This is a genomic window from Micromonospora sp. NPDC005710 (assembly GCF_040630995.1).
Lineage (GTDB): Bacteria > Actinomycetota > Actinomycetes > Mycobacteriales > Micromonosporaceae > Micromonospora.
The window spans coordinates 63,134-88,642 of the sequence record NZ_JBEXYP010000018.1 but is presented as its reverse complement, the minus strand read 5'-3'; the positions used below and the strand labels follow the sequence as shown (position 1 = coordinate 88,642).

Genomic DNA, 25,509 nt, shown 5'->3' with positions numbered 1-25,509 from the left:
CCGGATCTCAGCGGACGTCGGTGGTGGTCCAGCGCGGGGACGCGTTGGTGACCGGGACGGTGTCGCCGACAAGCGTGGTCACCGCCTGGGTGTCCCGCTGCCCGCTGGTGCCGACCCAGAGTTCGACGTCGCCGGGCTCCACGACGCGGGTGAATGTGCGGTCGGAGAAGGCCAGGCGGGTGGTGGGCACCGTCAGCGCGACCGTGACGGACTCACCCGGTTCCAGGTGGACCCGCCGGTAGCCGAGCAGTTGCGCGACCGGCCGGGTCACCGAGGCGACCAGGTCGCGCCCGTAGAGCTGGACCACGTCGTCGCCGGCGACCGCACCGGTGTTCGTCACCCGTACCGTCACCTCGATCGCCCCGTCGGTGGGCACCGTGCCGGGCACTGTCAGATCGCCGTACGCGAACGTCGTGTAGGACAGGCCGTGGCCGAAAGGCGCCACCGGCGTCGCCGGCAGGTTCGTCACCTCGTTGCCGGCGCCGAGGGTGGGATGCAGGTAGGAGTACGGCTGAGCGCCGGCCGACCTGGGCAGGCTGACCGGCAGCCGGCCCGACGGGTTGACCCGCCCGGAGAGCACTCCCGCGATCGCACCGGCGCCCTCCTCTCCCGGGAAGAACGCCTGCACCACAGCCGCGCAGCGCGAGAGCGCCCAGCCGACGGCGTACGGTCGGCCGGTGACAAGCACGAGGACGACAGGGGTGCCGGTTGCCAGCACCGCCTCGACAAGTTCGCGCTGGACGCCGGGCAGCTCCAGGTCGTCCCGGTCGCAGCCTTCGCCGACGGTGCCCCGACCGAAGAGGCCGGCATGGTCGCCGACGACCAGGACTGCCACATCCGCGCCGGACGCCGTGGCGACCGCCTCGTCGAGGCCGGACCGGTCGTCGGAGTCCACGTCGCAGCCGCCTGCCCAGCTGACGAGGTCGCCGCCGAACTCGGCCCGCACCGCGTCGAGCACCGTCGGCACCTCGATGCCGGTCTCCACGTCGGGGTGCTGGACGAGGACGTGGTTGAGGAACGAGTAGCACCCGAAGAGCGCGCTCTGTCGGTCGGCGTTCGGGCCGATGACTGCCACCCGTTGCCCCGTCGGCAGCGGCAGCGCGTCCCGGTTGGCGACAAGCACTATCGATTCCTCGGCGAGCCGGCGGGCGATCGAGCGGTGTTCGGGCGAGTCGAGATCGATCACCTGGGGCGGCTCGTCGTTGAAGGTCGCGTCGAGCAGACCCAGGTCCTGCTTCTGGCGCAGCACCCGCAGCACCGCCCGGTCGACGAGCGCCTCGTCGAGCGTGCCCGCCCGCACCGACTCCCCCACTGTCAGATAGGCGTCGCCGGTGGGCAGTTCGATGTCGACACCGGCGGCCAACGCCTGCCCGGCCGCGTCCGCGTGATCGCTCGCCACCTGGTGCAGCAGGTTCAGGAACGCGACCCCGTAGTAGTCGGCCACCACAGTGCCGTCGAAGCCCCACTGCTCGCGCAGGATGCCGGTCAGCATCGTCGGGTCGGCGGCGACGGGCACCCCGTCGATCTCGGCGTACGAGTGCATGACGCTGCGGGCATCGCCGTCGATGATCGCCATCTCGAACGGAAGAAGCAGCACGTCGGCCAGTTCCCGGCGGCCGACGTGCACCGGTGCGAAGTTACGCCCGGCCCGCGAGGCGGAGTAGCCGGCGAAGTGCTTGAGGGTGGCGTGCACCCCCTGCGACTGCAGACCGCGCACGTACGAGGTGCCGATGGTGCCGACCAGGTACGGGTCTTCGGCGATGCACTCGTCCACCCGACCCCAGCGGGGGTCACGGATCACGTCGAGCACCGGGGAGAGCCCCTGGTGCACGCCCAGGGTCCGCATCGAGGCGCCGATCGCCTCGGCCATCTCGGTGACCAGTTCCGGGTCGAACGCGGCACCCCAGGCCAGCGGGGTGGGGAACGTGGCCGCCTTCCAGGCGGACAGCCCGGTGAGGCACTCCTCGTGGACGATGGCCGGGATGCCGAGCCGGGTCCCGGTGACCAGGTCCCGTTGGAACTTCCACAACCAGGACGCGCGTTCCGCCGCGTCCAGCGGGCGGGTGCCGTAGGCGCGGGTGAGGTGACCCAGCCCGTGCCGGGAGAAGTCCTCGAGCCTGAAGACGTCGCCGAACTCCCCCTGCAACGGTGCGACCGCCTCGCCGTCCCCCTTCTCCCAGAAGCCGACGAGCTGGGCGATCTTCTCCTCGATCGTCATCCGGCCGAGGAGGTCGCGTACCCGGGCCTCGCCGTCGTACCCGTCCGGTCGTCCGTGTCCCGGGCCTGCCTGGGCCGGCGCCGGCCCGTCCACCACCGCGTGGACCTCAGTCATGCTGTGCCTTCCTGTGGTTGTGCGCGTACCGCTGCCGCTCAGCCCTTGACCGCGCCCTGCAGGCCACCGACGATCTGCTTCTCCGCGAGTGTGAAGAAGAGCAGTGCCGGCAGCATCGCCAGCGAGGTGAAGGCGAGGACGCCTGCCGTGTCGGTCGTGTACTGGCTGGAGAAGTTCTGCACGCCCAGCGGCAGGGTGTGCAGGTTGACGTCGCTGAGCACGAGCAGCGGCAGCAGGAACGAGTTCCAGCTCGCGACGAACGCCAGGACGCCGACGGTGACGAGCGCGGGCCGCGACAGCGGCATCGCGACGCGCCAGAGGAAGCCGAGCCGACTCGCACCATCGATGGCGGCTGCGTCCTCCAACTCCCGCGGAATGGCGGAGAGGAAGGGACGCAGGATCACGATCGTCAGCGGCAGTGAGAAGGCGACCTGCGGCAGGATCACCGCGTAGTAGGAGTTGATCAGGTTGAGGTCGCGCAGCATGAGGTAGAGCGGCAGGATCGCCGCCCCGGCCGGAAACAGCAGGCCGAGGGTGAAGAAGGTGTAGAGCCCCTCCCGCCCGCGGAACCGGTAGCGGGCGAGCACGAACGCGGCGGCCAGCCCGAGCACGACGACGGCGAGGGTGGTGCCGAGGGCGATGACCGCGCTGTTGAACGCCTGATGCCAGAAGTTGCTCTGGGTCAACACCCGGGAGTAGTTGTCCCAGACGAACGGGTCGGGCAGGCCGGCCGGGTTCGCCACGATCTGCGGGGTGGTGCGGAAACCGCCAATGACCACGTAGATGACCGGGGCGATCGACACCGCCGCGATCGCGAGGGCGAGCGCGTAGGTGAGCGGCGTGCCCCAGGAGACCTGCCGGCGCCCGGTGGACGGGGGGAGAACCGAGTTCGCGGCCATCGTCACTTCGCCCTTCCGGTGATGGCGCCCTCGATGTCGCGGCGGAGCAGGAACCGCTGGAACAGCAGCGCCGCCACGAACGAGATGACGAAGAGGATGACCGCCACGGCGTTGCCGTAGCCCCAGAGCCGGGCGAAGAACCCGTTGTCCACCATGTACGTCGCCATGGTGGCCGATGCGCCGAGGGACCGCACGGCGGGCACCGAGGTCACCCAGATCATGTCGAAGATCTGCAACGAGCCGATCATGGACAGGAACATCCAGATCCGGATCGTCGGGCCGAGTAGCGGGATCGTGATGTGCCGTTGGATCTGCCACCAGCTCGCGCCGTCGATGGCGGCGGCCTCGGTCAGCTCGTCGGGCACATTGGACAACCCGGCGAGGAGCAGGATGATGGCGAAGCCGACGTACTTCCAGGTGACGACGGCCAGCAGGGTCCAGATGACCACGTCCAGGTCCGCCAGCCAGGCCTGGACCAGGCCGCCCATTCCCAGCGACCGCAGCAGCGCGTCGACGGTGCCGTCGGTGGTCAGCAGCAGCTTCCACATGATGCCGACGGTGACCTCGGCCAGCACGTACGGCACGAAGACCAGCAGGCGGAACACTGCCCGCCCGCGGAAGCGGCGGTTGAGCAGCAGGGCGACGCCCAGGGCGACAGGTCCCTGGATCAGCAGCGACCCGAACACGATGATGGCGTTGTTGCGCAACGCGTCGAGGAAGATCGGGTCCTGGAAGGCGAGGGTGTAGTTCCGCAGGCCGACGAACTCGGTGGGAGGCCCGACGCCGCGCCACCGGAACAGGCTGTAGTAGACAGCGAACCCCATCGGCACCAGCACGAACATCACGTAGATGGCGACTGCCGGCGCGGTGAGCCCGATGATCTCGTACCACTTGCGGCGGTTGTCGGCGCGGCGGGCGGAGTCGCGCCCGGCCCCGTGGGGGCCCGCCGACGACGCGGAAGCGCCGCCGGCGGGCATGCTGATCTGGTTGGCGGAGGTCACTTGCTTGCGGCCGCCTTCATCGCCGAGACGACCTTCTCAGGCGTCCCGTTGCCGGCGAAGATGGCGACGATCCCGTCGTTCATCGCGTTGCCGACGGTGCTGCCGTAGGCCGTGTCCAGCCAGAGCTGGACGTAGCTCGCGCCGGAGGTGGCCTCCAGGATGGACTTCAGCGCGGGGTCCTTCACGGCGTCCGCCGCGCCCTTGGCGACGGGCAGGCCGGTGCCGGTTTCGGCATAGCCCTTCTGCACCTCGGGGCTCACGATGTACTTGAGGAACTCGACGCACTCGGCTGGGGCGTTCTTGGCACAGGAGAAGCCGTCGCCACCGCCGAGAGCCGCCTTCGGGTCACCCGGGGAACCGGCGATCGCCGGCACCGGGAACCAGCCGAGGAACGACGCGAGCTTCGCCTTGTCCGTGGTGACGGTGTCCAGCGTGCCGCGGTTCCAGTCACCCATGAGCTCCATCGCGGCCTTGCCGTTGGCGAGCAGGCCGTTGGCGCTCGTCGGGTCGTTCTGGCCCGGCGTGGCGATGAAGTTGGGCTGGAACGGCTTGGTGTCGATGAAGGACTTCAGGTCCTGGCCGGCCTTCACGAAGCACGGGTCGTCGAAGGTCTTCTCCGCGGCCGCCTTCTTGAGGGTGTCGACCGAGCAGGCGCGCAGCGCCATGTTGTACCACCAGTGCGCGGCCGGCCACTTGTCACCGGCGCCCACGGCGATCGGAACGACGTTTATCGCCTTGAGCTTGGTGACCGCCGCGTTGAGCTCGTCGAAGGTGGTCGGCGGAGCCGCGATGCCCGCCCTGGCGAACATCTCCTTGTTGTACCAGACACCCTCGATGCCCATCCGGAACGGCAGGCCGTACTGCTTTCCCTTGACCTGCCAGATCTCCGCGGCGCTGCCGATGTCGCCGACCTCGGTCTTGACCTGGTCGGTGATCTCCTTGAGGTAGTCGGCCTCCACCTGCTCGCTCATCTCGCCGCCGCCCCAGGCCTGGAAGATGTCCGGCGGGTCGCTGCTCAGCAGGGCGGCGGGGAGCCGGGTGCGCTGGAGCTGGTTCGTCTCGATCGCCTCGATCTCGATCTTGACGGTGGGGTGGAGGGCGGAGAAGTCCTTGGCGACCTTCTCCCAGTAGGTCTTGCCGGGCCCGTCCTGTGAGGCGTTGTGCCACCAGCTCAGGGTCACCGGGTCCTTGTACAACTCCTTCTGAGGGGCTGCCTCTTCGCCGCCGCCGTTGCACCCGGCGGTGACGAGAACACCTGTCATCAACAGTGCCAGGACGGCACTTGCACGCCGCTTCGTTGCCATAGATGTCTCCTCGACTACTCAGTCGCGGTACTCGGCCTGCGGCGAAGTTTTACAGTCATGTAACTTGATGTCAATCGGTATCGATAACGTTTTCGTGTTGTTGACGACGCGCCCGCGGCGGCGGCCCTATCATCATCGACGTGGTGTTTCAGCAGCGCGTCAAGATGTCGGATGTGGCACGTACCGCCGGCGTCTCGGTTGCGACCGTATCTAAAGTTGTCAATGGACGGTACGGCGTGGCGCAGGCGACGGTGGAGCGCGTCCAGCAGGTCATCCACGAACTCGGCTACGAGGCGAGCCTGGGGGCGCAGAGCCTACGCAGCCACCGCACGAACGTGCTCGGCATCCTGGTCGCCGAGTTCGAGCCGTTCTCGACCGAGCTGCTGAAGGGGGCGTCGCAGGAGGTCGCCGGGAGCGGGTACCAGCTGCTGGCCTACTCCAGCGGGGACGGCGAGGGCGCCGCAGTGGGGTGGGAACGGCGCTCGCTCGCCCGCCTCTCCGGCACACTCATCGACGGCGCCGTGATCGTCACGCCGACGGTGGTCGAGACCGAGAACAGCTTCCACGTCGTGGCCGTCGACCCGCACACCGGGCCATCCGACCTGCCCACAGTCGATTCGGACAACTTCGCCGGCGCCGTGCTGGCCACCAACCACCTGCTGTCCCTCGGCCACCGGCGGATCGGGCACATCAGCGGGCGCACCGACCTGAAGTCGGCGCAGCTGCGCGAAGCCGGCTTCCGCAGTGCGATGGCCGACGCCGGCGTGCCGGTGGACGAGCGGCTCGTCCGCGTCGGCGGGTTCCGGATCGAGAGCGCCGCCGGCACGGCCGCGGAGCTTCTCGCCCTCACCGACCGGCCGAGCGCGATCTTCGCGGGTAACGACCTCTCCGCGATCTCCACGATGAACGTGGCCCGGGACATGGGCCTCGCGGTGCCCGATGACCTGTCGGTGATCGGGTTCGACAACGTACCGGAGTCGGCGCTCGTCAACCCGCCGCTGACGACGATCATGCAACCGCTGCAGCGCATGGGCGCCGAGGCGTTGCGCCTCCTCGTCGATTTGATCGCCGGCGTGGAGCGCGACACCCACATCCGGCTGCCCACCGAGCTGGTCATCCGCTCCTCGTGCCGCCCGTACCCCTGCCCGTGAGCTGACCCGCCGGCGGTCGCGGAGGGTCGGAGCACGCGACAGGGTGGCGAAACGTGAATCTCACCTCGGTCGACGAATCTCCCCCTAGGTTCGATGCGCAGGACGCCGCCGAATCGGGGAGAGACGTGGACAGCTATCCGGCGATCGAGGATCACGGACTCATCGGCGACCTGCAGACCGCCGCGCTGATCACGTGCGACGGGACTGTCGACTGGTTCTGCGCGCCACGCTTCGACTCGCCGAGCATCTTCGCCGCGCTGCTGGACAAGGACAAGGGCGGCTACTTCCAGATCGCGCCGCACGACGTGCGGTACGTGACCAAACAGCTCTACCTCCCCGGCACCCCCATCCTGATCACCAGGTTCATCAGCGCCGACGGGGTGGCCGAGGTGATGGACTTCATGCCGGTGACCGGCGAGCGGGCCACCGACGCGCACCGGCTGGTCCGCACCGTCACCATGGTCCGCGGCAGCATGCGCTTCCGGGTGGAGTGCCGGCCCCGGTTCAACTACGCCCGTGATGAGCACCAACTGGAACGCCACCACAACGGCTACGTCTTCCGCAGCCGGTCGGCGAGCCTGACGTTCAACCCGGTCGACCCGGTGCGGCGCCTGATCTCCGAACAGGGTGACGTCCACCTCGAGGGCGGCGACCTCGTCGCGTACGGCACGCTCAACGAGGGCGACACCGGCGGGGTGGTCCTGGAAACCGCGGGTGCCGAGCCGCGCGTCATCCCGCCGGAAGAGATCCAGGCCATGTTCGAGTGGACCCGGGACTACTGGCGGCGCTGGCTCGAACGCTCCCGCTACACCGGCCGCTGGCGGGAGATGGTCGAGCGCTCCGCGATCACGCTGAAACTCATGACGTACGCCCCCACCGGCGCCATGATCGCCGCGCCCACCACCGCGCTGCCCGAACTGGTCGGCGGAACCCGCAACTGGGACTACCGCTACACCTGGGTACGCGACACGTCCTTCTCGGTGCACGCACTGCTCGGCCTCGGCTTCACCGAGGAGGTCAGCCGCTACATGAACTGGCTGGACGAGCGGATCCGCGAGGCCGGCGACCAGCAGGACCCTCTCAAGATCATGTACCGCGTGGACGGCTCCTCCGACCTGCACGAGGAGGTGCTGGACCACCTGGAGGGCTACCGCGGCTCCCGCCCGGTACGGATCGGCAACGGCGCCGCCGACCAGCTCCAACTCGACATCCACGGCGAGGCGCTCTACGCCATGCACCTCGCCGACGAACAGGGCATCCGCGTCTCGCACCAGGTGTGGAAGAGCACCGTCCGGCTCGTCGACTGGCTCTGCCACAACTGGGACCAGCCCGACGCCGGCATCTGGGAGAGCCGCCACCACCCCCGCAACTACACCTTCGGTCGGGTGATGTCCTGGGTCGCGCTGGACCGGGCCATCCGGCTGGCCAGCCGCACCGGCCGCCCGGGGGACATGACCTGCTGGACCGAACAGCGCAACCGCATCTACAACCAGGTCATGGAGCGCGGATACCACCGGGGCCGCGGCACCTTCGTGCAGGCGTACGACGAGACCGTGCTGGACGCGGCGCTGCTCGCCATGCCGGCGGTCGGGTTCGTCACGCCGAGCGACCCGCTGTGGCAGTCCACCCTGCAGGCGATCGAGCGCGAACTGGTCTCCGACAGCCTGGTGCACAGGTACGACCCGGTCCACTCCCCCGACGGTCTTCCCGGCCACGAGGGCACCTTCAACATGTGCACCTTCTGGTACGTCGAGGCGCTGGCTCGTGCCGGTCGCCTCGACGACGCCCGACTGACGTTCGAGAAGATGTTCACCTTCAGCAACCACCTCGGCCTCTACGCCGAGGAGATCGCCGCGACCGGGGAGCAGATCGGCAACTATCCCCAGGCATTCAGTCACCTTTCCCTGATCAACTCGGCGCTGACGCTCAACGATCTGCTCGACACCGAGGCCGACGCCCGCCGCCGCCGGTAGCCGTCAGCGTGGTCGGGTCGGCGGCCGTCCGCGTGGTGCCGACGGCGGGAATGCCTTGACGTACCGACGTCCATCACGCATCGTCGATATACATCGACCACCACCAATGTATGGACGCGGGGAGCAACAATGAAGGCCATCGTCACCACCCTCTCTGCCGCAGCCCTGCTGCTCCTGGCCACGGCCAGCGCATCCCACGGCCAGCCAGCCGTCGACCCACAGTGCACCGGGCAGATCCACCCGAACCCGGGGTTCGAGCTCGGCACCACCGGCTGGACCGCCGGACCCCGCATCGTCGTGCTCGGCGACGCGACCCGGCCCGCCCACACCGGCGCCGCGTACGCCACCTTCGCCGGGTTGGACGTGACCCGTACCGACCTGCTGCGCACCACCGTCACGGTGCCGGCCAACTGCAACCTGACGGTCCGCTTCTGGGTACGGACCACCACCACCGAGACCAGCCGGGGCGACTACCTGAACGTCGGGCTGGCGGTGACCGGGATTCCCCCGAAGACCAGGTTCTCGTTGGCCTTCGACGGCGGGGCGCAGTGGCGGCAGTACGCCATGTCGAGCGGAACCGCGACGACCACACGTACCGCGACGGTCAGCTTCCTCTCCAGCGAGATCGCCGGCAACGGCGCCACGGCCTTCGACGTCGACGACGCGTCCTTCGAGTTGAGCTGACCTGCCATTCCGATTCGAGTGACCGCCCTCGGCGCGAACTCGCCGGACAACCGGGGAACAGATGGAGGCGCGACTGTCAATAAACGACGCACATTGGTGAGGCCACGGGCAACCCCGAAACCGCACAGCACTGAGATACCGATCTCTGCCGGCCGATCTCCTGGCAGCGGAGGGAAACGGACTCTATGCTTGCCGCCGAATGCGCTGCGGCCCATCCGGGCCGAGGGTTGACCCGATACAAGGATTTGCCAATGCACCGGAATTCTGCCCTCAGCAACGGCACCACCGGCCTCGGCGACACACCACCCGACGACCACCTGTCGACCGCTTCCGCAGAGACTGCGTCGCGACGGTCAGCGGTCGACGAGGAACAGGCATTTCTTGACCTCGCCACGGCCCGGCGCGACGAGCTGGCCGACCACCTGCGGGTCGAGCTGTCGTCAGAGGCCCTGGACGCGCTGGAACAGGCCCGGCAGCGCATGCTGCGCCAGCAGTACGACGAGCTCCGGCGCGCTGAGGAAGGGCTTGTCTTCGGCCGCCTCGACGGCGTCGACGGCACCGTGCGTCACGTGGGCCGTGTCGGTCTGCGCAACGATGGTGAGCGCGGTGAGCCACTGCTTGTGGACTGGCGTGCTCCCGCAGCTCGGCCGTTCTACACAGCGACGGCCGTCGATCCACAGGGTCAGGCCCGGCGCCGACACATCCGTACCACGGGATCGACGGTCGTCGGCGTGGACGACGAACCCCTCGACGGGACCACGGCGGCGGACCTCGTCGGCGAAGGCGCCCTGCTGGCCGCCCTCGACCAACGGCGCACCGGTCGCATGTCGACGGCGATCTCCACCCTGCAACGCGAACAGGACGACATCATCAGGGCGGAGGCGACCGGCCCGCTGGTCGTCCAGGGCGGTCCCGGCACGGGCAAGACGGTTGTTGCCCTGCACCGCGTCGCCTACCTGCTGTTCACCCACCGGAAGATGGCCGACCAGGCGGTCCTCGTCCTCGGCCCCTCGCCGCGGTTCCTCACGTACATCGCCCAGGTGCTGCCCGCACTCGGTGAGACCGCCGTCGTCTCGGCCACCTGCGACACCCTGCTGACCGACATACCGGTGGGTCGCGACGAGAGCCGACTGCTCGCCGAGGTCAAGGGCCGCGCTCTCTGGCAGCCCGCGCTCGAAGGCTACGTCGCGTCGCTGTTCCCCCGGCCCCGCGAGCTGCGGTTGCGCTGGGAGGGCGAGTTCTACGTCATCCCCGCCGCAACGGTGGCGCAGGCACTCACCTCGGCGGTGCAGGGACGCCCGTACCACCGGGCCCGCGCGGTGTTCGCCGAGCAGCTGCACCACCTCCTCGCAGATGTCGTCGCCGAGCAGCGTGAGGCGCTGATGAACGAGATGGAGGAGGGCTTCGAGGACATCCTCGCGCGCGTCGACAGGAGCATGGAGGCTGACCACTCGCCCCGGACGTCCACCGGCAGCGCCGTCGACGGACTCCTTTCCGAGGATGAGGTCGAGCAGCTTCGTTGTCGCATCGCCGAGGACGCCACCATCGCCCGGTTCGTCGAGGCCTGGTGGCCCACCCTGGACGCGCAAGCAGTGCTCGGTGACCTCCTGACCGACCGGGCGCTGCTGGCCCGGTTCGCTCCGGACCTGTCCCCGGAGGAGATCGCCGCCGTCGCCGCCGAGCCCGCCCCCTGGGCGTCGAGCGACATCCCGCTGCTTGACTCTCTACTCGACCTGCTCGGCGAAGCTGGGGAGCCACAGCCGCAGGGCGAGTTCGTCGCCGATCGCGCCCGCCGACAGCGCGGCTGGGTGTACGGCCACGTCGTCGTCGATGAGGCGCAGGAACTGTCCGAGATGCAGTGGCAGATGGTTCTCCGGCGCTGTCCCAGTCGCTCCATCACCGCCGTCGGCGACATCGACCAGGCGGAGGCAGCGCACCGGCACACGACCTGGGCACAGGCGGTGCGGGCTGCCTTCGGAGACCGCTGGACCGCCGCTGAGCTCACCATCTGCTACCGCACCCCACGAGAGGTCATGGACCTCACCGGACCGGTCCTCAAGAGGGCTGGCAGCCACAACACGCCGCCACGAGCGGTCCGCTCCGCCGGGATCGCTCCCTGGGAGATATCCGTGACACCGGCCGATCTCGCCGACACGGCCACCGAAGCAGTGCGCCGGTTGCAGCGACGGTGGCACGGCGGCACTGTCGGCGTCATCGCCCCCACGGACCACATCGCCACACTCCGAGGCGTGCTGAGTGATGTGCCGGTGCTCACCGCAACCCAGTCCAAGGGACTGGAATGGGACGCGACGCTCCTCGTCGACCCGCAGGGCATCGCCGCCGAACCGCGCGGCTGGAACGGCCTCTACGTCGCACTCACCCGCTGCACCCAGGAACTCGGCCGATTGACTGTCACGCAGCATCACGCCCCCCAGTGACGCCTGTTTGGTAGGCGTCCGAACAAGTCCGAACAGGCCGACTGAGCAGCCCGGACAGGTGCGCGCGTGTTCGGGACGGCCATCGGCGGTGGCAGGCGGCTGTCCAGCGCTCATACGCTGAACCGCATCACCCGTGACGCTGACGCATCGAAGCTGGTCAGGCGGGATTCGCCAACTCCGGTCGCAAACCTCGGACTCGTTCGGCGATTCGTCATTGCTTCCGGCTTCTCCCCGATGGCGTCCGTGCAGAAAGAGAGGCAACATCGTGAGGAGATCACTGCTGGCGCTGGCAACGGCGATCGCACTCCCGCTGGGCACGATGGCGGTGCCGACTCCGGCGCTTGCTGCGGGCTGCACCAGAATGGACCGGACAGAAATGCAGTTCGCAAAGGCCCCGTGGCGCTACGGCTACAGCCAGACGTCCGGCGTGGCCGGGTACGCGTACCCCGAATACACCTACATGATGGACGGTCGTTGCACCAGCCCGGCCGGCCTCCTGTGGTACCGAAGGGCCGCGGATCCGGTGGTGGTGTACATCTACAGCGGGCACCGAATCAACTAGCGTCGCGCCCTCCGAGGAACACCTTCGAGGTGGTCGAAAGCGCCCTCCGTGCCGGGACGACCGGGCCTTCACGGGTCGTGTCGTTCCGGCCCGGAGGGCGCCTTCAGGGGTATCGGTTCGGGCGCCGGCTCAGCGGCGTAGACAGAACGGATGGCCGGCCGGGTCGCGCAGGACGCGAAAGCGTTCCGCTGCGGGTTGGTGGTCTTCCCGGACGGCTCCGTAGCCGACCGCACGCGCCTCGGCGTCGTCGAGGTTTTCGGGGTCGTCGACAGCCAGGTCGAAGTGGATCTGCTGTGATCGTTCGCCGGAGGGCCAGGTCGGTGGCCGGTAGTCGCTGACGCGAACGGCGCCGAGGTGAAGTGGACCCGCCTTCACCGCACAGAAGTCCGGGGTTTGGACGGTGACCTCACCATCCAGCATCGCAGCCCAGAAGCGGGCCAGATCGGCTGGGTCCGGACACTCCAGGTTGATCGCGGCAAGGTGAGCTACCGGCATGGATCCTCCAGCGGGCGGGATGTATGGGTCGTCAATGACTCACGCTACCACCCAAAATGAGGGTTCACTCTCTTTCTAGCCCTTGATGATCGCCAGCAACGCGGCGGTGAAGGGTGCGGGATCCAGGTCGCCGCGGATCGCCAGTTGCAGGCTGTAGCTGATCGAGAGGGCCACGAACGCCTCGGCGATCTGCCCGGCCTGCGGGCGCCGGGAATCGGGCACCAGCTCGACGATCGCCGCCCGCAGGGCAGCGAGTTGTCGCTGCACCACCGCTGCCAGCAGCGGCGACACTGCCGCTTCGGCGTAGATCTGGGCGACCAGTCGGGCATGGTGGGTGTCCCGCGCCCGGGTCCGGACATGGTCGAGAAAACCCCCCACAGCCTCGGCGGTGAGTGCGCGCGGCAGCGCTTCGGTGCCCTGCTCGCAGACCGCGATCACGATCTCGTCCTTGCTCGTGAAGTACCTGTAGATCGCCCCGTTCGAGAGCCCGGACTCGGTGACGATGTCGGCCATCGAGGTGTGGGCGAAGCCGTGACTGGCGAACCGGGCCCGGGCGGCATCCACGATCTGTTGGCGGCGAGCATCGAGATGAGCTTGACTGACTCTGGGCATAAAAAGAGTGACCCCTCGCTTTATTTGCTACTGTCGGAAGCCTACCCCGCCACACCGAGCTTCGGGAGCCACCGTGCGCTACCAGACCTTTGGCCGTCTCACCGGGTTACGCGTGTCGCAGTACGCGCTCGGGACGGCGAACTTCGGCACCTCGAGCACCAGTGCCGGCCCCGAAGCCTCCCGACAGATCTTCGAGGCCTTCGTCGCTGCCGGCGGCACCACGTTCGACACCTCCAACCTGTACCAGGATGGGCAGGCCGAAACCGTGCTCGGCGGGCTACTCGGGCCTCAGCGGGACGACTTCGTGATCATCACCAAGTACGGCGGCACCAGGCAAGCCCAGCCTCGCCCCGGCACGACCGGCAACAGCCGCAAGATCATGATCCGATCCCTCGAAGCGAGTCTGCGCCGCCTCAACACCGACTACGTCGACGTCTTCATGCCGCACTTTCCCGATGGCGTCACGCCGATCGAGGAGATCCTGGCCGGGTTCGACGAGCTGATCCGCTCCGGCAAGATCCTGCACGGCGCCCTGTCCAACTTCCCCGCCTGGCGGGTCGCCGGGGCCGCCGTCCGCGCCGACCTCCGCGGACTGGCTCCCCTCGTCGGCATACAGACGGAGTACAGCCTGGCCGAACGGTCCGCCGAGCGGGAGCTCCTGCCGATGGCGCAGGCCCACGGTCTGGGCGTGGTTCTCTACTCCCCGCTCGCCGGCGGACTGCTCACCGGCAAGTACCGGCAGGGTGAACAAGGCCGGCTGACCACCCGGGGCGACGCGATCGAGGGCAGCGCCCAGCGCACCGCGATCGTCGACGCCGTACTGACGGTCGCCGAGACCCTCGGCGTCAGCGCGGTCCAGGTCTCCCTGGCCTGGCTGCGTCGCCGGGCCGCACTCGCCCCCACGGCCCTGATCCCGATCGTCGGCCCGCGCACCCTGCCCCAGCTCGAGGAGTACCTGAAGGCTCTCCAACTCGACCTCAGCGACGAGCACTACCGACTCCTGGACGACGTCAGTGCCATCCGACCAGGCACGCCGCACAAGGACGTCACCGCCGCACTGGATCACGGCGTCGACGGAGACCGCACCCTGCTCGACCCTCCCCGCGTTCCCGTCACCTAGCCGCGTCGCCGGCACCTGCCCCCTGATCGCTCACCGGGTGGCAGGTGCGGGCGGGCGACGCTCCTAGATCAACGCTGACGACTCTTGGACATCTGCATCACGCGCGTGGTGGCGCGGGCGGCGGTGTCGATGACGTCGGCGACCGCGTCGGGTTGCGAGACCGCCACCGCGTGGGACCCGTCGATCTCCACGACCGTGGACTTCGCCCGGTCGGCCAGGAAGCGCTGCAGGTCCGGTGGGATGCCCTGGTCCTGCGTGCTGATCACAGTCCACGAGGGGATCGTCTTCCAGGCGGTCTTGGTCACGCTGCCCACCTGGGCGCTCGCTGTGGCGGGCCGCTGCGTCGCCGCCATGATCTCGGCGGTGCCACGGTCCACGTCGGCGGCGAACACCTCGGGGAACATGTCCACCTTGATGTACTGGTCCATGTCCATTCCGCCGTCTTCGGAGGGGATCGGCACCATGGTGATGCTGGTGGGGAGCTGACTTCCGGGGTACTTGCCGACCAGATCGATCACACTCTCGCCCACGTCCGGGCTCACGCTGGCGACGTACACCAGTGCCTTGACGTTCGCGGCACCGTCCGCGGCCTCGGTCATGACCAGACCGCCGTAGGAGTGGGCGGCCATCACGACCGGTCCGGGCAGGCTGTCCACCAGAGCCCGAACGTACGCGGCGTCCTTCTGCACACCGCGCAGCGGGTTGGCGACGGCGATGACCGGATAACCCCGACCCTTGAGGTTGGCGATCACCCCGTTCCAACTCGACGAGCCGGCGAACGCCCCGTGGATCAGCACGACTGTCGGCATTCCGGTGTCCTGGGCTGACATGTCAGAAGCAGCGTTCATCTGGAGTCCTCTCGAAGGGCCTCGCCGCTCGCTGCCTGCGGCGTGCGCAGACCGGACCGACGCAGACGGTCAACGGACTTTCCCCGGCAGCGCGGACCAGGCGGCTGTCCCCGGCGCTGGTGGGCTACCACCTCCAGAGTTCAGCATCGACCACGCCACTGTCAGCGAGATCGGCGAACGGGGGCCTGGCCGAAGGACGGGGCAGACCGAACGTTCTGTCGCTAAGATGGAGGGATGGCGAGCGACGAACCCCATGCCCGACCCTCTGCGGCACGGCTCAAGCTTCTCCGCACGGCGACCAGTATCTTCTACGCGGAGGGCATTCACTCCGTCGGCGTCGACCGGATCATCGCCGAGGCGCAGGTGACCAGGGCCACCTTCTACCGGCACTTCCCCAGCAAGGACGACCTCATCCTGGCCTACCTGCGGGAGGTGCACCAGTTGGAGCGCGGCATGGTCGACGAGGCACTCGCCGCCAACCGATCGCCTGTCGACCCACTCCTGGCAATCGCCGGTTCCATCGCTCAGAACGTGCAGTCCCCCGGGTTCCGCGGGTGCGCGTTCCTGAACGCCGCGGCGGAATACCCCGACATGAACCATCCCGTGCACCAGGAACTCATGGCCCACCGGAAATGGTTCCTGGACACCATCACCACGCTCATGGCTCAGGTCCACGAGGAGACGGCGGATCCCGCGGCGCGGCACTTCGTCATGCTCCGAGACGGCGCCATGGCGGCCGGATGCCTCTCCGACCCCACGTTGGTGTCCGAGACCTTCCTACGTGGGGTCGAAGGGCTTCTCCGGGTCAACTCGGAGCGTCAGTCGGCGGCCGGTTGACCGCTCAGGTCAGCGGCCGTACGCCTCGAGCAGCCGCAGCCACACCTCGCTGACGGTCGGGTACGCGGGCACCGCGTGCCACAACCGCTCCAGCGGGACCTCACCGACGATGGCGATCGTCGCGGCATGGATCAGTTCCGCGACGTCCGGGCCGACGAGGGTGAGGCCGACGATCACCCGTCGGTCCTCGTCCACGACCATCCGGGCATGCCCCTGGTATCCGTCGGCGTGCAGCGCGGCCCCGGCGACGGCCGCCAGGTCGTAGTCGACGACCCGGATCCGCAGCCCGGCGGCCTCGGCGGCGGCCGCCGTCAACCCCACCGACGCGATCTCCGGGTCGGTGAAGACAACCTGCGGTACGGCGCGCTCGTCGGCGGTGGCGACGTGCCGACCCCAGGGACCGTCGTCGGCGACCTCGCCCCCGGCCCGTGCCACGATCACGTCGCCCACCGCGCGCGCCTGGTACTTGCCCTGGTGGGTCAGGAGCACCCGGTGGTTGACGTCGCCGGCCGCGTACAGCCACCCGTCGCCGATCAACCGGCCGGCACCGTCCACGACCCGCAGGGTGTCGTCGACGGTGAGCCAGGCACCCGGCCGCAGGCCGATCCGGTCGAGGCCGACGTCGTGCGTGTTCGGCGTACGGCCGATCGCGACGAGGATCTCGTCGGCCTCGACCTGTTCGCCGTCGGCGAGCGTGACGTGCACGGTGCCGTCGCTGTCGCGGCGCACCGACGCCGCCTCGGCACCGAGACGAACCGACACACCTGCTTCCCGCAGGGACTGCGTGACCCGCTCGCCGGCGAACGGCTCCGCCTGCGGGAGCACTCCGTCCCGCACGAGCATGGTCACTGTCGACCCGAGGCCGGCGTACGCGGTAGCCATCTCCGCGGCCACCACGCCGCCACCGATGACGGCGAGCCGACCGGGAACCTCGCTGGCGGAGGCCGCCTCCCGACTGGTCCACGGTGCCGCCTCGCGAAGTCCGGTGATGTCCGGCACCAGTGCGGCACTTCCGGTCGCGATGACCACCGCGTGTCGGGCCGTGAGCGAGGTGGTGACGTCGTCCCCGTCGGTCACCTCGACGATCCGGTCGGAGCTGATCCGTCCCTGGCCCCGGTACAGCGCGATCCCCGCCGAGTCCAGCCAGGACACCTGCCCGTCGTCCTTCCAGTGCGAGGCGAAGGAATCCCGGCGGCGCAGCACCGACGCGGCGTCCAGCTCGCCGGTCACCGCCTCGCGCGCTCCGGGCAGCTGGCGGGCCGCCCGGAGCGCGGTCTGGCTGCGCAGCAACGCCTTGGTCGGCATGCAGGCCCAGTACGAGCACTCACCACCCACCAGCTCCCGCTCGACGATCGCGGCGGTCAGGCCGCCCCGCACGATCCGGTCGGCGACGTTTTCCCCGACCGGCCCCGCGCCGATGACAATCACGTCGTACGTGGCGTTCTGCACGTCAGTTTCCCTTCGCGACGCGGCCGAGGCGGATGGCCGCGATGAGGAAGAAGATGGCGCCCGGGATCGCGTAACCGACGGCGTTGGTGAGCGCCGGGTTGTCAGCGGAGGCGGCCGCGATGAACGATCCACCGGCGAGCACGGAGATGCCACCGCTGATGATCATCGGCCACTGGCCGCCCATCGCGCGGCGGCGGACGCCCACGATCAGCTGGACCAGACCGGCCACGACCGCCCAGGCGCCCCAGACGCGCAGGACCGCCGGGACGCCGGACGCACTTGCGACGCCGAGTCCCACCGCGGCCAGCAGGCTGATCGCGACGTTCACGTACAGCAGGGTGGGCGATCCGGTGAGCCGCGACGCGCGGGCATCGACGATGGCGGCGGCCACGTCGAACAGCGGGTAGATCACGAGCAGCGCGGCGGTGAGGGGGTTGAGGTGCTTGGCGAGCGGGATTGTCACAGCAGCCCAGACGATGGCGAAGGCGAAGCGACCGAAGTACAGCCGCCGCAGGGCAGCGGCTGTCGTCGAGATGCCGGGGGCGGCAACGGTGGTCATGGACATCCTCTCGGTGATACCGGAAACGAAGGGGCGGTCAGCGGGGGCGGGACGGGGGTGCTACTCGACGTCGGAGAACAGCCCCGTGATCTCCACCTGGGCGCCCTGGAGCCCGCCGAAGACGGCACCGGCGGTGGGCGTCGCGACTGCGGCGGAGGCGTCCTCGTAGCTGGCGAAGTACAGGTCGAGCGTCCGGTACGCGGGGGTGGCCGTCCCGTCCTCCTTCGGCCACACCTTGGCCGACTCGACCCGCAGAAGCTTCGGGAACGTCTCCGCGGCACGGCGTACGTCGGCGTAGACCTTCTCGAACTCGTCGGGGTCGGCAGGGTTGCCGATGATGAGAGTGATCTTGGTAGGCATGGCGGTCTCCTTCGGGCGCAGCCGCGAACTCAGCCGGCGCTAGCCAGAACGAACGTTCTGTCTGCGGAAGACCTTACCGCCTGCGACCCCCGCCGTCAAGACCGACCGTTCTATCTGCCGACCTGGCACGAGTGGTGTTCACCACCCACGACGAAGCGCAGCCGGTGTGACGGCGATGCGGAAGCGCACTGTTATGTGGCGAAAACGGTCATTGCGGTGCTGGGCGTCACGCCTCGGAGTCGCTGTCTCCGGGCGTCTCCCGTCCGATCGGCGAGGAGGGCGCCTCCAGCGGCCGGAACCGCCCCCGCAGCGCGTCGAGGAGCGCGACCACCGTCAGCACTCCGGCCACCACGCTCAGCCCGACCATCGGTGCGCAACGGGTCAACAGCGGCGCGGACAGCAGAAGTGCCGCCGAGCCGATGATCTGGGATCGGGAGACCTGGCCGAGAATCTCGTACTCCAACCGCATCCGGGCGACGAGGAAGAGCATCGGACCGCCCACCACGAACAGCAGCCAGGTAGGCCGCGGCTGTCCGAACGGATGATCGATCACCAACTCGTAGCCGACGGCGGTGACGAGAACGCTGAGCACCACCAAAAGGTGCGTCCGTTCCGACACCGCACCCAGCCGGCCTGGCATACCCGCCCGGCCGAACGCCGCTGTCAACAGCAGGCCGGCGCGGTAGAAGTAGATCCGCCACAGAAGCGCGCTGGTGGCGAACGCGACGGTGAAGGCCGCGGCGCGCTCCGCGGAGTAGTCGGCGCCGCTGAAGACCACGCCGATGACCAGAATCGACTCACCGAGCGCGATGAGGAACATCTGTTGGTACCGGTCCGCGAGATGCGCTCCCGCGATCCGCCACCGACCGACGTTCGAGACGCCGAGCCTTGGCAACGGCCAACCCAACGTCCAGGCGAGGTAGTCGACAGCGAGGGCGACAGCCCACAGCGGCAGTCGGAGATGATCCGGACCCAACCCGCCGGCCAGCCACAACGGCGCGGTAGCCAGTGCCCACACGGCAAGCCTGATCGGCACCAGCCGTCGTGGATGGCCCCGCAACGCGACGGCGACCACCAACGGCCGCAACACCATCACCATCAGGTACGCGACAACGAACGGCAGCGCTCGCTCCTCCAGGGCGCGCGGCAGCGTCACCGCCATGACCAAGCCGGCGAACATGGTGCCGACCACGACGGCCTGGATGATCGGCTGCTCCGGCTCGTACCGGCTGGTGATCCAGGCGGTGTGTGACCAGATCAACCAGAGCGCCAGAAAGAGCAGCAGGGTACGCCCGAACCCCGTGACGAGCGCCCAGCCGGTGTCGTCGCCCAGGTCGCCGAATCGTTGCGAGACCCGGGTGAGAGCCACGACGAACGCCAGATCGAAGAACAGCTCCAGGAATGTCGCCCGATCCGAACTCATCGGAGGGCGCAGCAGTTCGGCACCCCGCCCCGCCGCCATCGTCAGCCTCCGTCCGCCCCTGCTACCAACGAGCCGGCCGCCGGTGGCGTTGCGTCACGGGCGGTGACCGGTCACGGCGCGAACGCGGAGGGCAGGCCGAGCTCGGCCCGGGCCACGTCGACGAATCGACGCTCGGCCGCGTGGGCGCGGCACCGCGGTGATGCGGGCGGCCGGGTGGAGGACGTGAGCCACATACTCCCGGACCGCACCGATGAAGTCGGTGTACGCGCTCAGCCGGATGTCCCGCCACTGTCGATCCTGGTCGCGCCGCCACAGCCGGTCCTGCGCCCGAACGGTGAGCCACCCACCGATCAGGACCGCCAGCATCGTCGTCGTCGCTGTGACACAGGCCTGGATCAGACTCACCGGCACCACCGTTCGTATTGATCGTCAACCAACCCTAACGCCCGCTGTCACAGGCTCCCGAGGTCGCGCGACGGCCCACGTCCACGTGCGGCGCCGGTTGGACATCGACCTAAGCCGATGTATCGTGGGAACGCTCCCAGACCGATACCACCACCCCACCTGCCCGAGGAGCTGAACATGTCACGATGGCGTCATCGCCCGGCCACCATGCTGGCCGGGCTGCTCGTCCTGACCCTGGCCGCGTCCCTGTCACCACCGGCACCGATTGCCGGCAGCGCCACGGCCGGCCCATCCACCACCCGTGCCGTGCCGCTCACGGGGCTGACAGTGACCTCCGAACGGGTGGCCTTCGGCCTCCAACGTCCGATCGCGATCACCGGGCTGCCGGACGGTCGGATGCTCATCGCCGAGAAGAGCGGCACGGTCCGCTCGTACCACCCCGACACCGGACTGGCTGCCGAGCCGGTGCTCGACCTGACCGCCCGCATCGACACGTCGGACAACGAGCGCGGCCTCCTCGGCATCACGCCGGCGCCCAACTTCGCCCGGACCGGGCTCCTCTACGTGGCCTACACGAGCCTGCCGGCCGGCGCGCTGACCCTGGCGCGCGTACCCCTCGGCGCTCCCGATCGGCTGCAGGTGCTGCTCACCCAGGCGCACGCCGAGTTCGGCAACCACAACGGCGGGCAGGTGGCGTTCGGCCGCGACGGCTACCTGTACTGGTCCCTCGGCGACGGCGGCAACGCGAACGACCCGTTCAAGTCCGGTCAGAACCTCGGCACCCTGCTGGGGAAGATCCTGCGGATCGACGTCAACCGTTCCTGCGGCGGGAAGCCGTACTGCGTCCCCGGCGACAACCCGTTCGTCCGCACGCCGGGCGCGCGCCCCGAAATCTGGGTCTACGGGCTGCGCAACCCGTGGAAGTTCTCCATCGACCCGGTCGACAACTCCCTGTGGATCGGTGATGTCGGCCAAGGGCTGATCGAGGAAATCAACCATGTCCGCCCGTCGCAGCGTGGCGCGAACCTCGGCTGGTCCTGCCGGGAGGGCACCCCGGTCTTCGACCAGACGCAGTGCCGGCCGGGCGTGCGACTCACCGACCCGGTCGCCGAATACGACCACTACCTGACCGAGAACTGCTCCATCATCGGCGGTCTGGTGTACCGGGGGTCCGTCACCCCGGAGGCGCGAGGGACCTACATCGCGAGCGACTACTGCTCGACCCGTGCGTTCGCCGTGCGCCCCAGGTCCACCGGCGGCTACGAGTCCGCCGAGATCGGCACCTTCCCCACGCAGCCGACAGCGTTCGGCGCCGACGTGAACGGTGAGCTGTACGTGCTCAGTGACCTCCCGGGATGGCTGAGCCGGGTGCGGTTCGAGCGGGTCCAGCCGGCGAACCGCTGACCCTCCGCACGAACCCGTGACACCCGCACCACCCTGGGGGCGGCCGCACACGTCGGCCGCCCCCAGGCGCGCGCTCGGACCGCGTACCCCGGTGGCAAGCGGCGGGGCGACGATCGCCCGGCCGTCGACGGCGGGCGAACACCCCCGACGCCGGCCTGGCCCGTCTCAGAAGAGCGTCGACTGAGCCGGATCGTCCAACCCGTGATCAGGCTGACGGCGCCCCCGCTCGGAGCTGGTTGCGCCCCACCAACTCGTCCGACCGGGGTCAAGGTGCGGCTGCTCAAGGTTTCCGTTCAACCACCCGTCCAGCCAGTCCACCAGAGAGATGCCTTCCTCGTAGAACGAGCGTTCGCCAAGGCCCGAGGTCGGGTCGAAGCCCCACATCATCGCTCCCGGACCTGCGCAGTCGACGTACGAGTAGATCGCACACCCCCAATAGGCGATCGGCAGCAAGCCGGCAGGATCTCGAGGACCGAGCAGATCGACAGCGGTACGGCCGAGGTCGTCCGTGCAACCGCCCGCCACGCCCAGCACAGGACCAAATCCGTCGTTGGCAATCTCCGCGTAGAGCCGCCTGAGCAGAGGCGGCAGCGGATGCCCGAGCGCCTGTTCAGCGTCGTCCACGGCGTGAGCAGGGGCAGGTTCCAGCGCTGGCGCCGGGTCGACGGCACCGGCTGCCAGCGCGGCGCGGTGCTCCTGGGATCCACGCGGCACCAGCCACCGGGCGCCCTCCGGCAAGGGAGTGACTGTCCACACGCCGTTTTCGTCGAGATGGCCTGGGCGGATGCAGACGTCATCGCTGTAGTCGCGAGCTGCCACGCGAGCGGCGATCCCCCGGAACACTTCGTCTTCTCGCATCCCGCCCACTATTCCTTGCCTCCCGGCCTGCCGAAGGCCGCCATCAGGCTGCGGTGGTGGGTGCGGCTCGCTTCCGGGCGGCACTCTGGCAGGGACAGACCAGAGCGATAGCAGACACAGCGAGTTCTGCGTGTAGCGCCGCTGCGGGGTGATCCACCGGTGGCGGCAGCAGCGGCGCTAACTTTCTCCGGTGAGCTACGACGTGTTGGTGCAACGGTTCGAGCAGGGCGACGCCACCCCAATGCCGGCCGAGGCCTTCCTGGCCGTCTTTGCGCCCAAAGCCGACCGTCGGGATACTCAGCACAGCTACTGGCACAAAAGCGTCGATGACGGCGGCACGGCGGACGTCTACGCCACGCTCGCCGACGACACGCTCGGTCATCTCATGATCAGCAGGTTCTCTGCCGGCGTCTTCCTCGACATGCTCGTCACGTTCCTTCGACTCACCGATGCTGTCGTGCTCCCACCTGGCTGTCCGACCCTGCTCGTGCACGAAGGTCAGCGGTGTCACCTGCCCGAGGACCTTCGCGCCGACGCCGTGGTCGTTCAGTCAGGCGCGGACGTATCGCGCCGATCATCGCTCCGTCGAGATCAACGACGAAGCTCCCGGGCCACCGCTCGGGCACCTCGGGCACCTCGCGCTCAAGCTCGACAGGCAGGCGGGGACCGCCGAGGTAGGTGTAAACCTCTGGCGACGCCAGCAGCTCGATGAACGCCCCACGGTCCCTGGCCTCTGGCTCCCGGAGTACGAGCCTCTCGGTCCTGATCGGAGCAGGCGGCCAGGCGGCGGCTTCCACGTCCCACCCCCTCGCTCAACGCGGCGAAACCCAGTTCGCCTGCGGCGGCCCTCGCCTCCGCTGACGGCTCAGGCCGGTTCTCACGTCCGGTCTGGTCGTTACCTTTTCCTCAACAACCCGTTCCTGTCACGGCCGCTGAAACGGCTGAAGCCGGCCCGGCCGAGAGAATCCCTTCACGGGTCGAGCCGAACGCATCAACCGGGGATCGACGCCCCGCCGCTACGCGACGCCGGACCCCCTGGTACGTCACTGGCCGGTTCGCCCGTCGATGCACTCGCGCAGGAGGTCGGCGTGGCCAGCATGGCGCGCATACTCCTCGATCACGTGGACAAGCACGTCGCGTGTGCCGTGGCTGCCGCCGTCGACCGTCACCTCGCGACCCAGGTCGGCCTCCTCAAGGGAGTCAAGCCATTCGTCCGCCTTGGCGCTCTCGGCCTTCCAGGTTGCAAAGGCGTCCTTCACCACCGCAGGGTCGGGGACCGCGCCGCCGAAGTCCCAATCCGGGTCGTCCTCGTGCTGGTAAAGGCACGGTGCGTCGGTGCGCCCTTGCAGTACACGCTGGAACCAGTGGTTCTCCATCTGCGCCAGATGGCGTACCAGGCCGAGCAAGTTCAGGGTGCTGGGCGGTACCGAGCGTCGGCCGAGCTGCTCGACGTCAAGTCCGTCGCATTTCATCTCAATGGTGAGGCGGTAGTTGTCGAGGTACTCCCGGTAGGTCGCCTTCTCGCCGACTGGCTGACCGAAGATTCTGGGATCGTCTTCCGGGGCGGTCCACAGTTTGCTCACGGCGCCACCTAATCGCGGGCGGACCGCATCAGTCAAGTGAGGACGTCTACAAACGTATGCGATCAGAGTCTAGAAGTTGTCGCGGGACAATCTCCTGCTCAAACCGACCACTGCTCGTTCAACGCGCGCCCGGCCGAACTCGTTCACCAGGGCCAAGAAGTAAAGCGTCGGACCTGCAGGAGTCCACTTGTCAATGCGACTAGGGTCAAGTATGAAGCTGATCACGGATGCGGGATTAAATGGAACAAATCTATGTTCTACGTGCTCCCATCGATCAGCAACGCCTCTACCCCATCGCTCTTCGAGCGCAATCTGGCTGAGATTGTGGAGGCGAGCTATGTAAAGGCTGCCCCATTGATTCCGCTCGGTGTCAACGCAAAAAGCTAGCATATCGAGGCGATACTCGCTCGGCTCAACAGCGAGTTCCTCCCGGACGCCGCGCCGTGCGACCTCATACAAGTTTGGAACTTGGCGACCCTTCGAATCGATTGACCGGGAAAGTGCCTCGTTTGCCGACGAACTCCAGAGCCCTGGCAACGATCCCACCTTGTTGCTGCGACGGGAGACCAGGAGCCTGCCATCGGCAGTAACAATTGCTACATTCGTCCCGAATGCACTGGACATAAAGGCGGGCACGGCATCCAGATCGAACGGCTCAACATACCGGCTTCGCGGGGTCGATCCGTCGCCGAATCGGCGATCGAGTTGCTGGGATACCAGGAAGTTGTAGTAATCGGAGTATTGCAGGCGGATGCAAATCTCGGGTTCTTCGGTTGTGGGATGACGGCTTATGGTAAATCCACTCACGGCATAGCTCGGGCCGTTCCAGAATGGGGATGTCCCACTTTTCTTTTTGCGGTCCAGTTCGCTCGCGAGCTCATCGCGCCACTGAACCATCTCCGCGGGCAGCCTCACCATAGTGTGATCGACAATCACATCAATCGACTCTTCTTTGATCGGGCTTTCTCCGTCACCCTCAAGGATGACGCAGGTCGTCTTGAGGGGACCCATTGCGAAAGAATGGCGTGGCGCACGGAGCAAATCTGTCGTGGCGTTCAGTCTCCTGTGGCGTAGTCGTTGCCGGATGCGGAACTTAAGTTGGTCCTCAAAGGCGACGGTGAGCGCCAATCCGACGATTGCGCCGAGCACCGCCCCCGCCAGCACACCAGCAGCGCCGGACGTCAGATCCATCCGATGATGGTATAGCCGAGC

At 68.3% G+C, this 25,509-nt stretch carries 24 protein-coding genes; 9 read left to right on the top strand and 15 right to left on the bottom strand.

Annotated elements, in window-relative coordinates; all coding sequences use genetic code 11:
- Window positions 1–7: 7 nt before the first annotated feature.
- From ABZ406_RS23145 to ABZ406_RS23130, 4 genes are read right to left on the bottom strand one after another with little or no spacing between them, the layout of a single operon-like run.
- Window positions 8–2,332 carry a glycoside hydrolase family 3 N-terminal domain-containing protein gene (locus ABZ406_RS23145; protein ID WP_357765177.1) on the bottom strand — a complete coding sequence of 775 codons (2,325 nt, stop codon included), beginning with the start codon at window positions 2,330–2,332 and terminating at the stop codon, window positions 8–10.
- Window positions 2,333–2,370: 38 nt separating this feature from the next.
- Window positions 2,371–3,237 carry a carbohydrate ABC transporter permease gene (locus tag ABZ406_RS23140; RefSeq protein WP_357765174.1) on the bottom strand — a complete coding sequence of 289 codons (867 nt, stop codon included), beginning with the start codon at window positions 3,235–3,237 and terminating at the stop codon, window positions 2,371–2,373.
- Entirely contained in the window at window positions 3,234–4,232 is a 999-nt protein-coding gene (locus ABZ406_RS23135; RefSeq protein ID WP_357765172.1) for a sugar ABC transporter permease, read from the bottom strand. Before ABZ406_RS23135 ends, ABZ406_RS23140 begins: the two co-directional genes overlap by 4 nt.
- Complete coding sequence (locus tag ABZ406_RS23130) at window positions 4,229–5,536, bottom strand: extracellular solute-binding protein (protein WP_357765168.1); 1,308 nt, start codon at window positions 5,534–5,536, stop codon at window positions 4,229–4,231. Before ABZ406_RS23130 ends, ABZ406_RS23135 begins: the two co-directional genes overlap by 4 nt.
- A gap of 140 nt (window positions 5,537–5,676) precedes the next feature.
- Between ABZ406_RS23130 and ABZ406_RS23125 the strand changes: the two genes are divergently transcribed.
- From ABZ406_RS23125 to ABZ406_RS23105, 5 genes are all read left to right on the top strand, one after another.
- On the top strand, window positions 5,677–6,687 hold the full coding sequence (locus ABZ406_RS23125) for a LacI family DNA-binding transcriptional regulator (RefSeq protein WP_357765165.1): 1,011 nt from the start codon (window positions 5,677–5,679) through the stop codon (window positions 6,685–6,687).
- Between the two features lie 125 nt (window positions 6,688–6,812).
- Entirely contained in the window at window positions 6,813–8,660 is a 1,848-nt protein-coding gene (locus ABZ406_RS23120; protein ID WP_357765162.1) for a glycoside hydrolase family 15 protein, read from the top strand.
- Between the two features lie 129 nt (window positions 8,661–8,789).
- Window positions 8,790–9,344, top strand: a complete 555-nt coding sequence (locus ABZ406_RS23115; protein WP_357765159.1) for a hypothetical protein — start codon at window positions 8,790–8,792, stop codon at window positions 9,342–9,344.
- A gap of 251 nt (window positions 9,345–9,595) precedes the next feature.
- Window positions 9,596–11,782: a UvrD-helicase domain-containing protein gene (locus tag ABZ406_RS23110; RefSeq protein ID WP_357765157.1), complete on the top strand. Its 2,187-nt coding sequence runs from the start codon at window positions 9,596–9,598 to the stop codon at window positions 11,780–11,782.
- A gap of 376 nt (window positions 11,783–12,158) precedes the next feature.
- Window positions 12,159–12,344, top strand: coding sequence for a hypothetical protein (locus ABZ406_RS23105; protein ID WP_357765154.1), 186 nt, complete (start codon window positions 12,159–12,161; stop codon window positions 12,342–12,344).
- Between the two features lie 129 nt (window positions 12,345–12,473).
- Here ABZ406_RS23105 and ABZ406_RS23100 read toward each other — a convergent pair whose 3' ends face one another.
- Both ABZ406_RS23100 and ABZ406_RS23095 read right to left on the bottom strand, forming a co-directional pair.
- Window positions 12,474–12,839: a VOC family protein gene (locus tag ABZ406_RS23100; protein ID WP_357765152.1), complete on the bottom strand. Its 366-nt coding sequence runs from the start codon at window positions 12,837–12,839 to the stop codon at window positions 12,474–12,476.
- A gap of 75 nt (window positions 12,840–12,914) precedes the next feature.
- Window positions 12,915–13,451, bottom strand: coding sequence for a TetR/AcrR family transcriptional regulator (locus ABZ406_RS23095; RefSeq protein ID WP_357765149.1), 537 nt, complete (start codon window positions 13,449–13,451; stop codon window positions 12,915–12,917).
- A 73-nt stretch (window positions 13,452–13,524) separates the two neighbouring features.
- On the opposite strand from ABZ406_RS23095, the gene ABZ406_RS23090 reads away from it, so the two are divergent.
- Window positions 13,525–14,571, top strand: coding sequence for an aldo/keto reductase (locus ABZ406_RS23090; RefSeq protein ID WP_357765147.1), 1,047 nt, complete (start codon window positions 13,525–13,527; stop codon window positions 14,569–14,571).
- A gap of 68 nt (window positions 14,572–14,639) precedes the next feature.
- Here the strand turns inward: ABZ406_RS23090 and ABZ406_RS23085 are convergent, their stop codons facing one another.
- Entirely contained in the window at window positions 14,640–15,419 is a 780-nt protein-coding gene (locus tag ABZ406_RS23085; RefSeq protein ID WP_357765144.1) for an alpha/beta hydrolase, read from the bottom strand.
- 234 nt (window positions 15,420–15,653) lie between these two features.
- On the opposite strand from ABZ406_RS23085, the gene ABZ406_RS23080 reads away from it, so the two are divergent.
- Window positions 15,654–16,256 (top strand): TetR/AcrR family transcriptional regulator, encoded by a 603-nt coding sequence (locus ABZ406_RS23080; RefSeq protein WP_357765141.1) that lies wholly within the window; start codon window positions 15,654–15,656, stop codon window positions 16,254–16,256.
- Between the two features lie 9 nt (window positions 16,257–16,265).
- Here ABZ406_RS23080 and ABZ406_RS23075 read toward each other — a convergent pair whose 3' ends face one another.
- The 5 genes from ABZ406_RS23075 to ABZ406_RS23055 all read right to left on the bottom strand — a co-directional run bounded on the left by ABZ406_RS23075 (window position 16,266) and on the right by ABZ406_RS23055 (window position 20,452).
- Window positions 16,266–17,705: an NAD(P)/FAD-dependent oxidoreductase gene (locus ABZ406_RS23075; RefSeq protein WP_357765138.1), complete on the bottom strand. Its 1,440-nt coding sequence runs from the start codon at window positions 17,703–17,705 to the stop codon at window positions 16,266–16,268.
- Window position 17,706: 1 nt separating this feature from the next.
- Window positions 17,707–18,270, bottom strand: a complete 564-nt coding sequence (locus ABZ406_RS23070) for a hypothetical protein (RefSeq protein ID WP_357765135.1) — start codon at window positions 18,268–18,270, stop codon at window positions 17,707–17,709.
- 54 nt (window positions 18,271–18,324) lie between these two features.
- On the bottom strand, window positions 18,325–18,624 hold the full coding sequence (locus ABZ406_RS23065; protein ID WP_357765132.1) for a hypothetical protein: 300 nt from the start codon (window positions 18,622–18,624) through the stop codon (window positions 18,325–18,327).
- Between the two features lie 226 nt (window positions 18,625–18,850).
- Window positions 18,851–20,086, bottom strand: coding sequence for a low temperature requirement protein A (locus tag ABZ406_RS23060; protein ID WP_357765129.1), 1,236 nt, complete (start codon window positions 20,084–20,086; stop codon window positions 18,851–18,853).
- 54 nt (window positions 20,087–20,140) lie between these two features.
- On the bottom strand, window positions 20,141–20,452 hold the full coding sequence (locus ABZ406_RS23055) for a hypothetical protein (RefSeq protein ID WP_357765126.1): 312 nt from the start codon (window positions 20,450–20,452) through the stop codon (window positions 20,141–20,143).
- A gap of 177 nt (window positions 20,453–20,629) precedes the next feature.
- Here ABZ406_RS23055 and ABZ406_RS23050 point away from each other — a divergent pair, with 177 nt between their 5' ends.
- A complete protein-coding gene (locus ABZ406_RS23050) occupies window positions 20,630–21,856 on the top strand; it encodes a PQQ-dependent sugar dehydrogenase (RefSeq protein WP_357765123.1) in 1,227 nt (408 codons plus the stop codon).
- Window positions 21,857–22,021: 165 nt separating this feature from the next.
- Here the strand turns inward: ABZ406_RS23050 and ABZ406_RS23045 are convergent, their stop codons facing one another.
- Entirely contained in the window at window positions 22,022–22,714 is a 693-nt protein-coding gene (locus ABZ406_RS23045) for a hypothetical protein (RefSeq protein WP_357765120.1), read from the bottom strand.
- A gap of 190 nt (window positions 22,715–22,904) precedes the next feature.
- Here ABZ406_RS23045 and ABZ406_RS23040 point away from each other — a divergent pair, with 190 nt between their 5' ends.
- Window positions 22,905–23,426: a hypothetical protein gene (locus tag ABZ406_RS23040; RefSeq protein ID WP_357765117.1), complete on the top strand. Its 522-nt coding sequence runs from the start codon at window positions 22,905–22,907 to the stop codon at window positions 23,424–23,426.
- 331 nt (window positions 23,427–23,757) lie between these two features.
- On the opposite strand, the gene ABZ406_RS23035 is transcribed toward ABZ406_RS23040, so the two are convergent.
- Together ABZ406_RS23035 and ABZ406_RS23030 are read right to left on the bottom strand one after the other, a co-directional pair.
- Entirely contained in the window at window positions 23,758–24,297 is a 540-nt protein-coding gene (locus tag ABZ406_RS23035) for a DinB family protein (RefSeq protein ID WP_357765114.1), read from the bottom strand.
- Between the two features lie 69 nt (window positions 24,298–24,366).
- Complete coding sequence (locus ABZ406_RS23030; protein ID WP_357765111.1) at window positions 24,367–25,488, bottom strand: hypothetical protein; 1,122 nt, start codon at window positions 25,486–25,488, stop codon at window positions 24,367–24,369.
- Window positions 25,489–25,509: the final 21 nt, after the last annotated feature.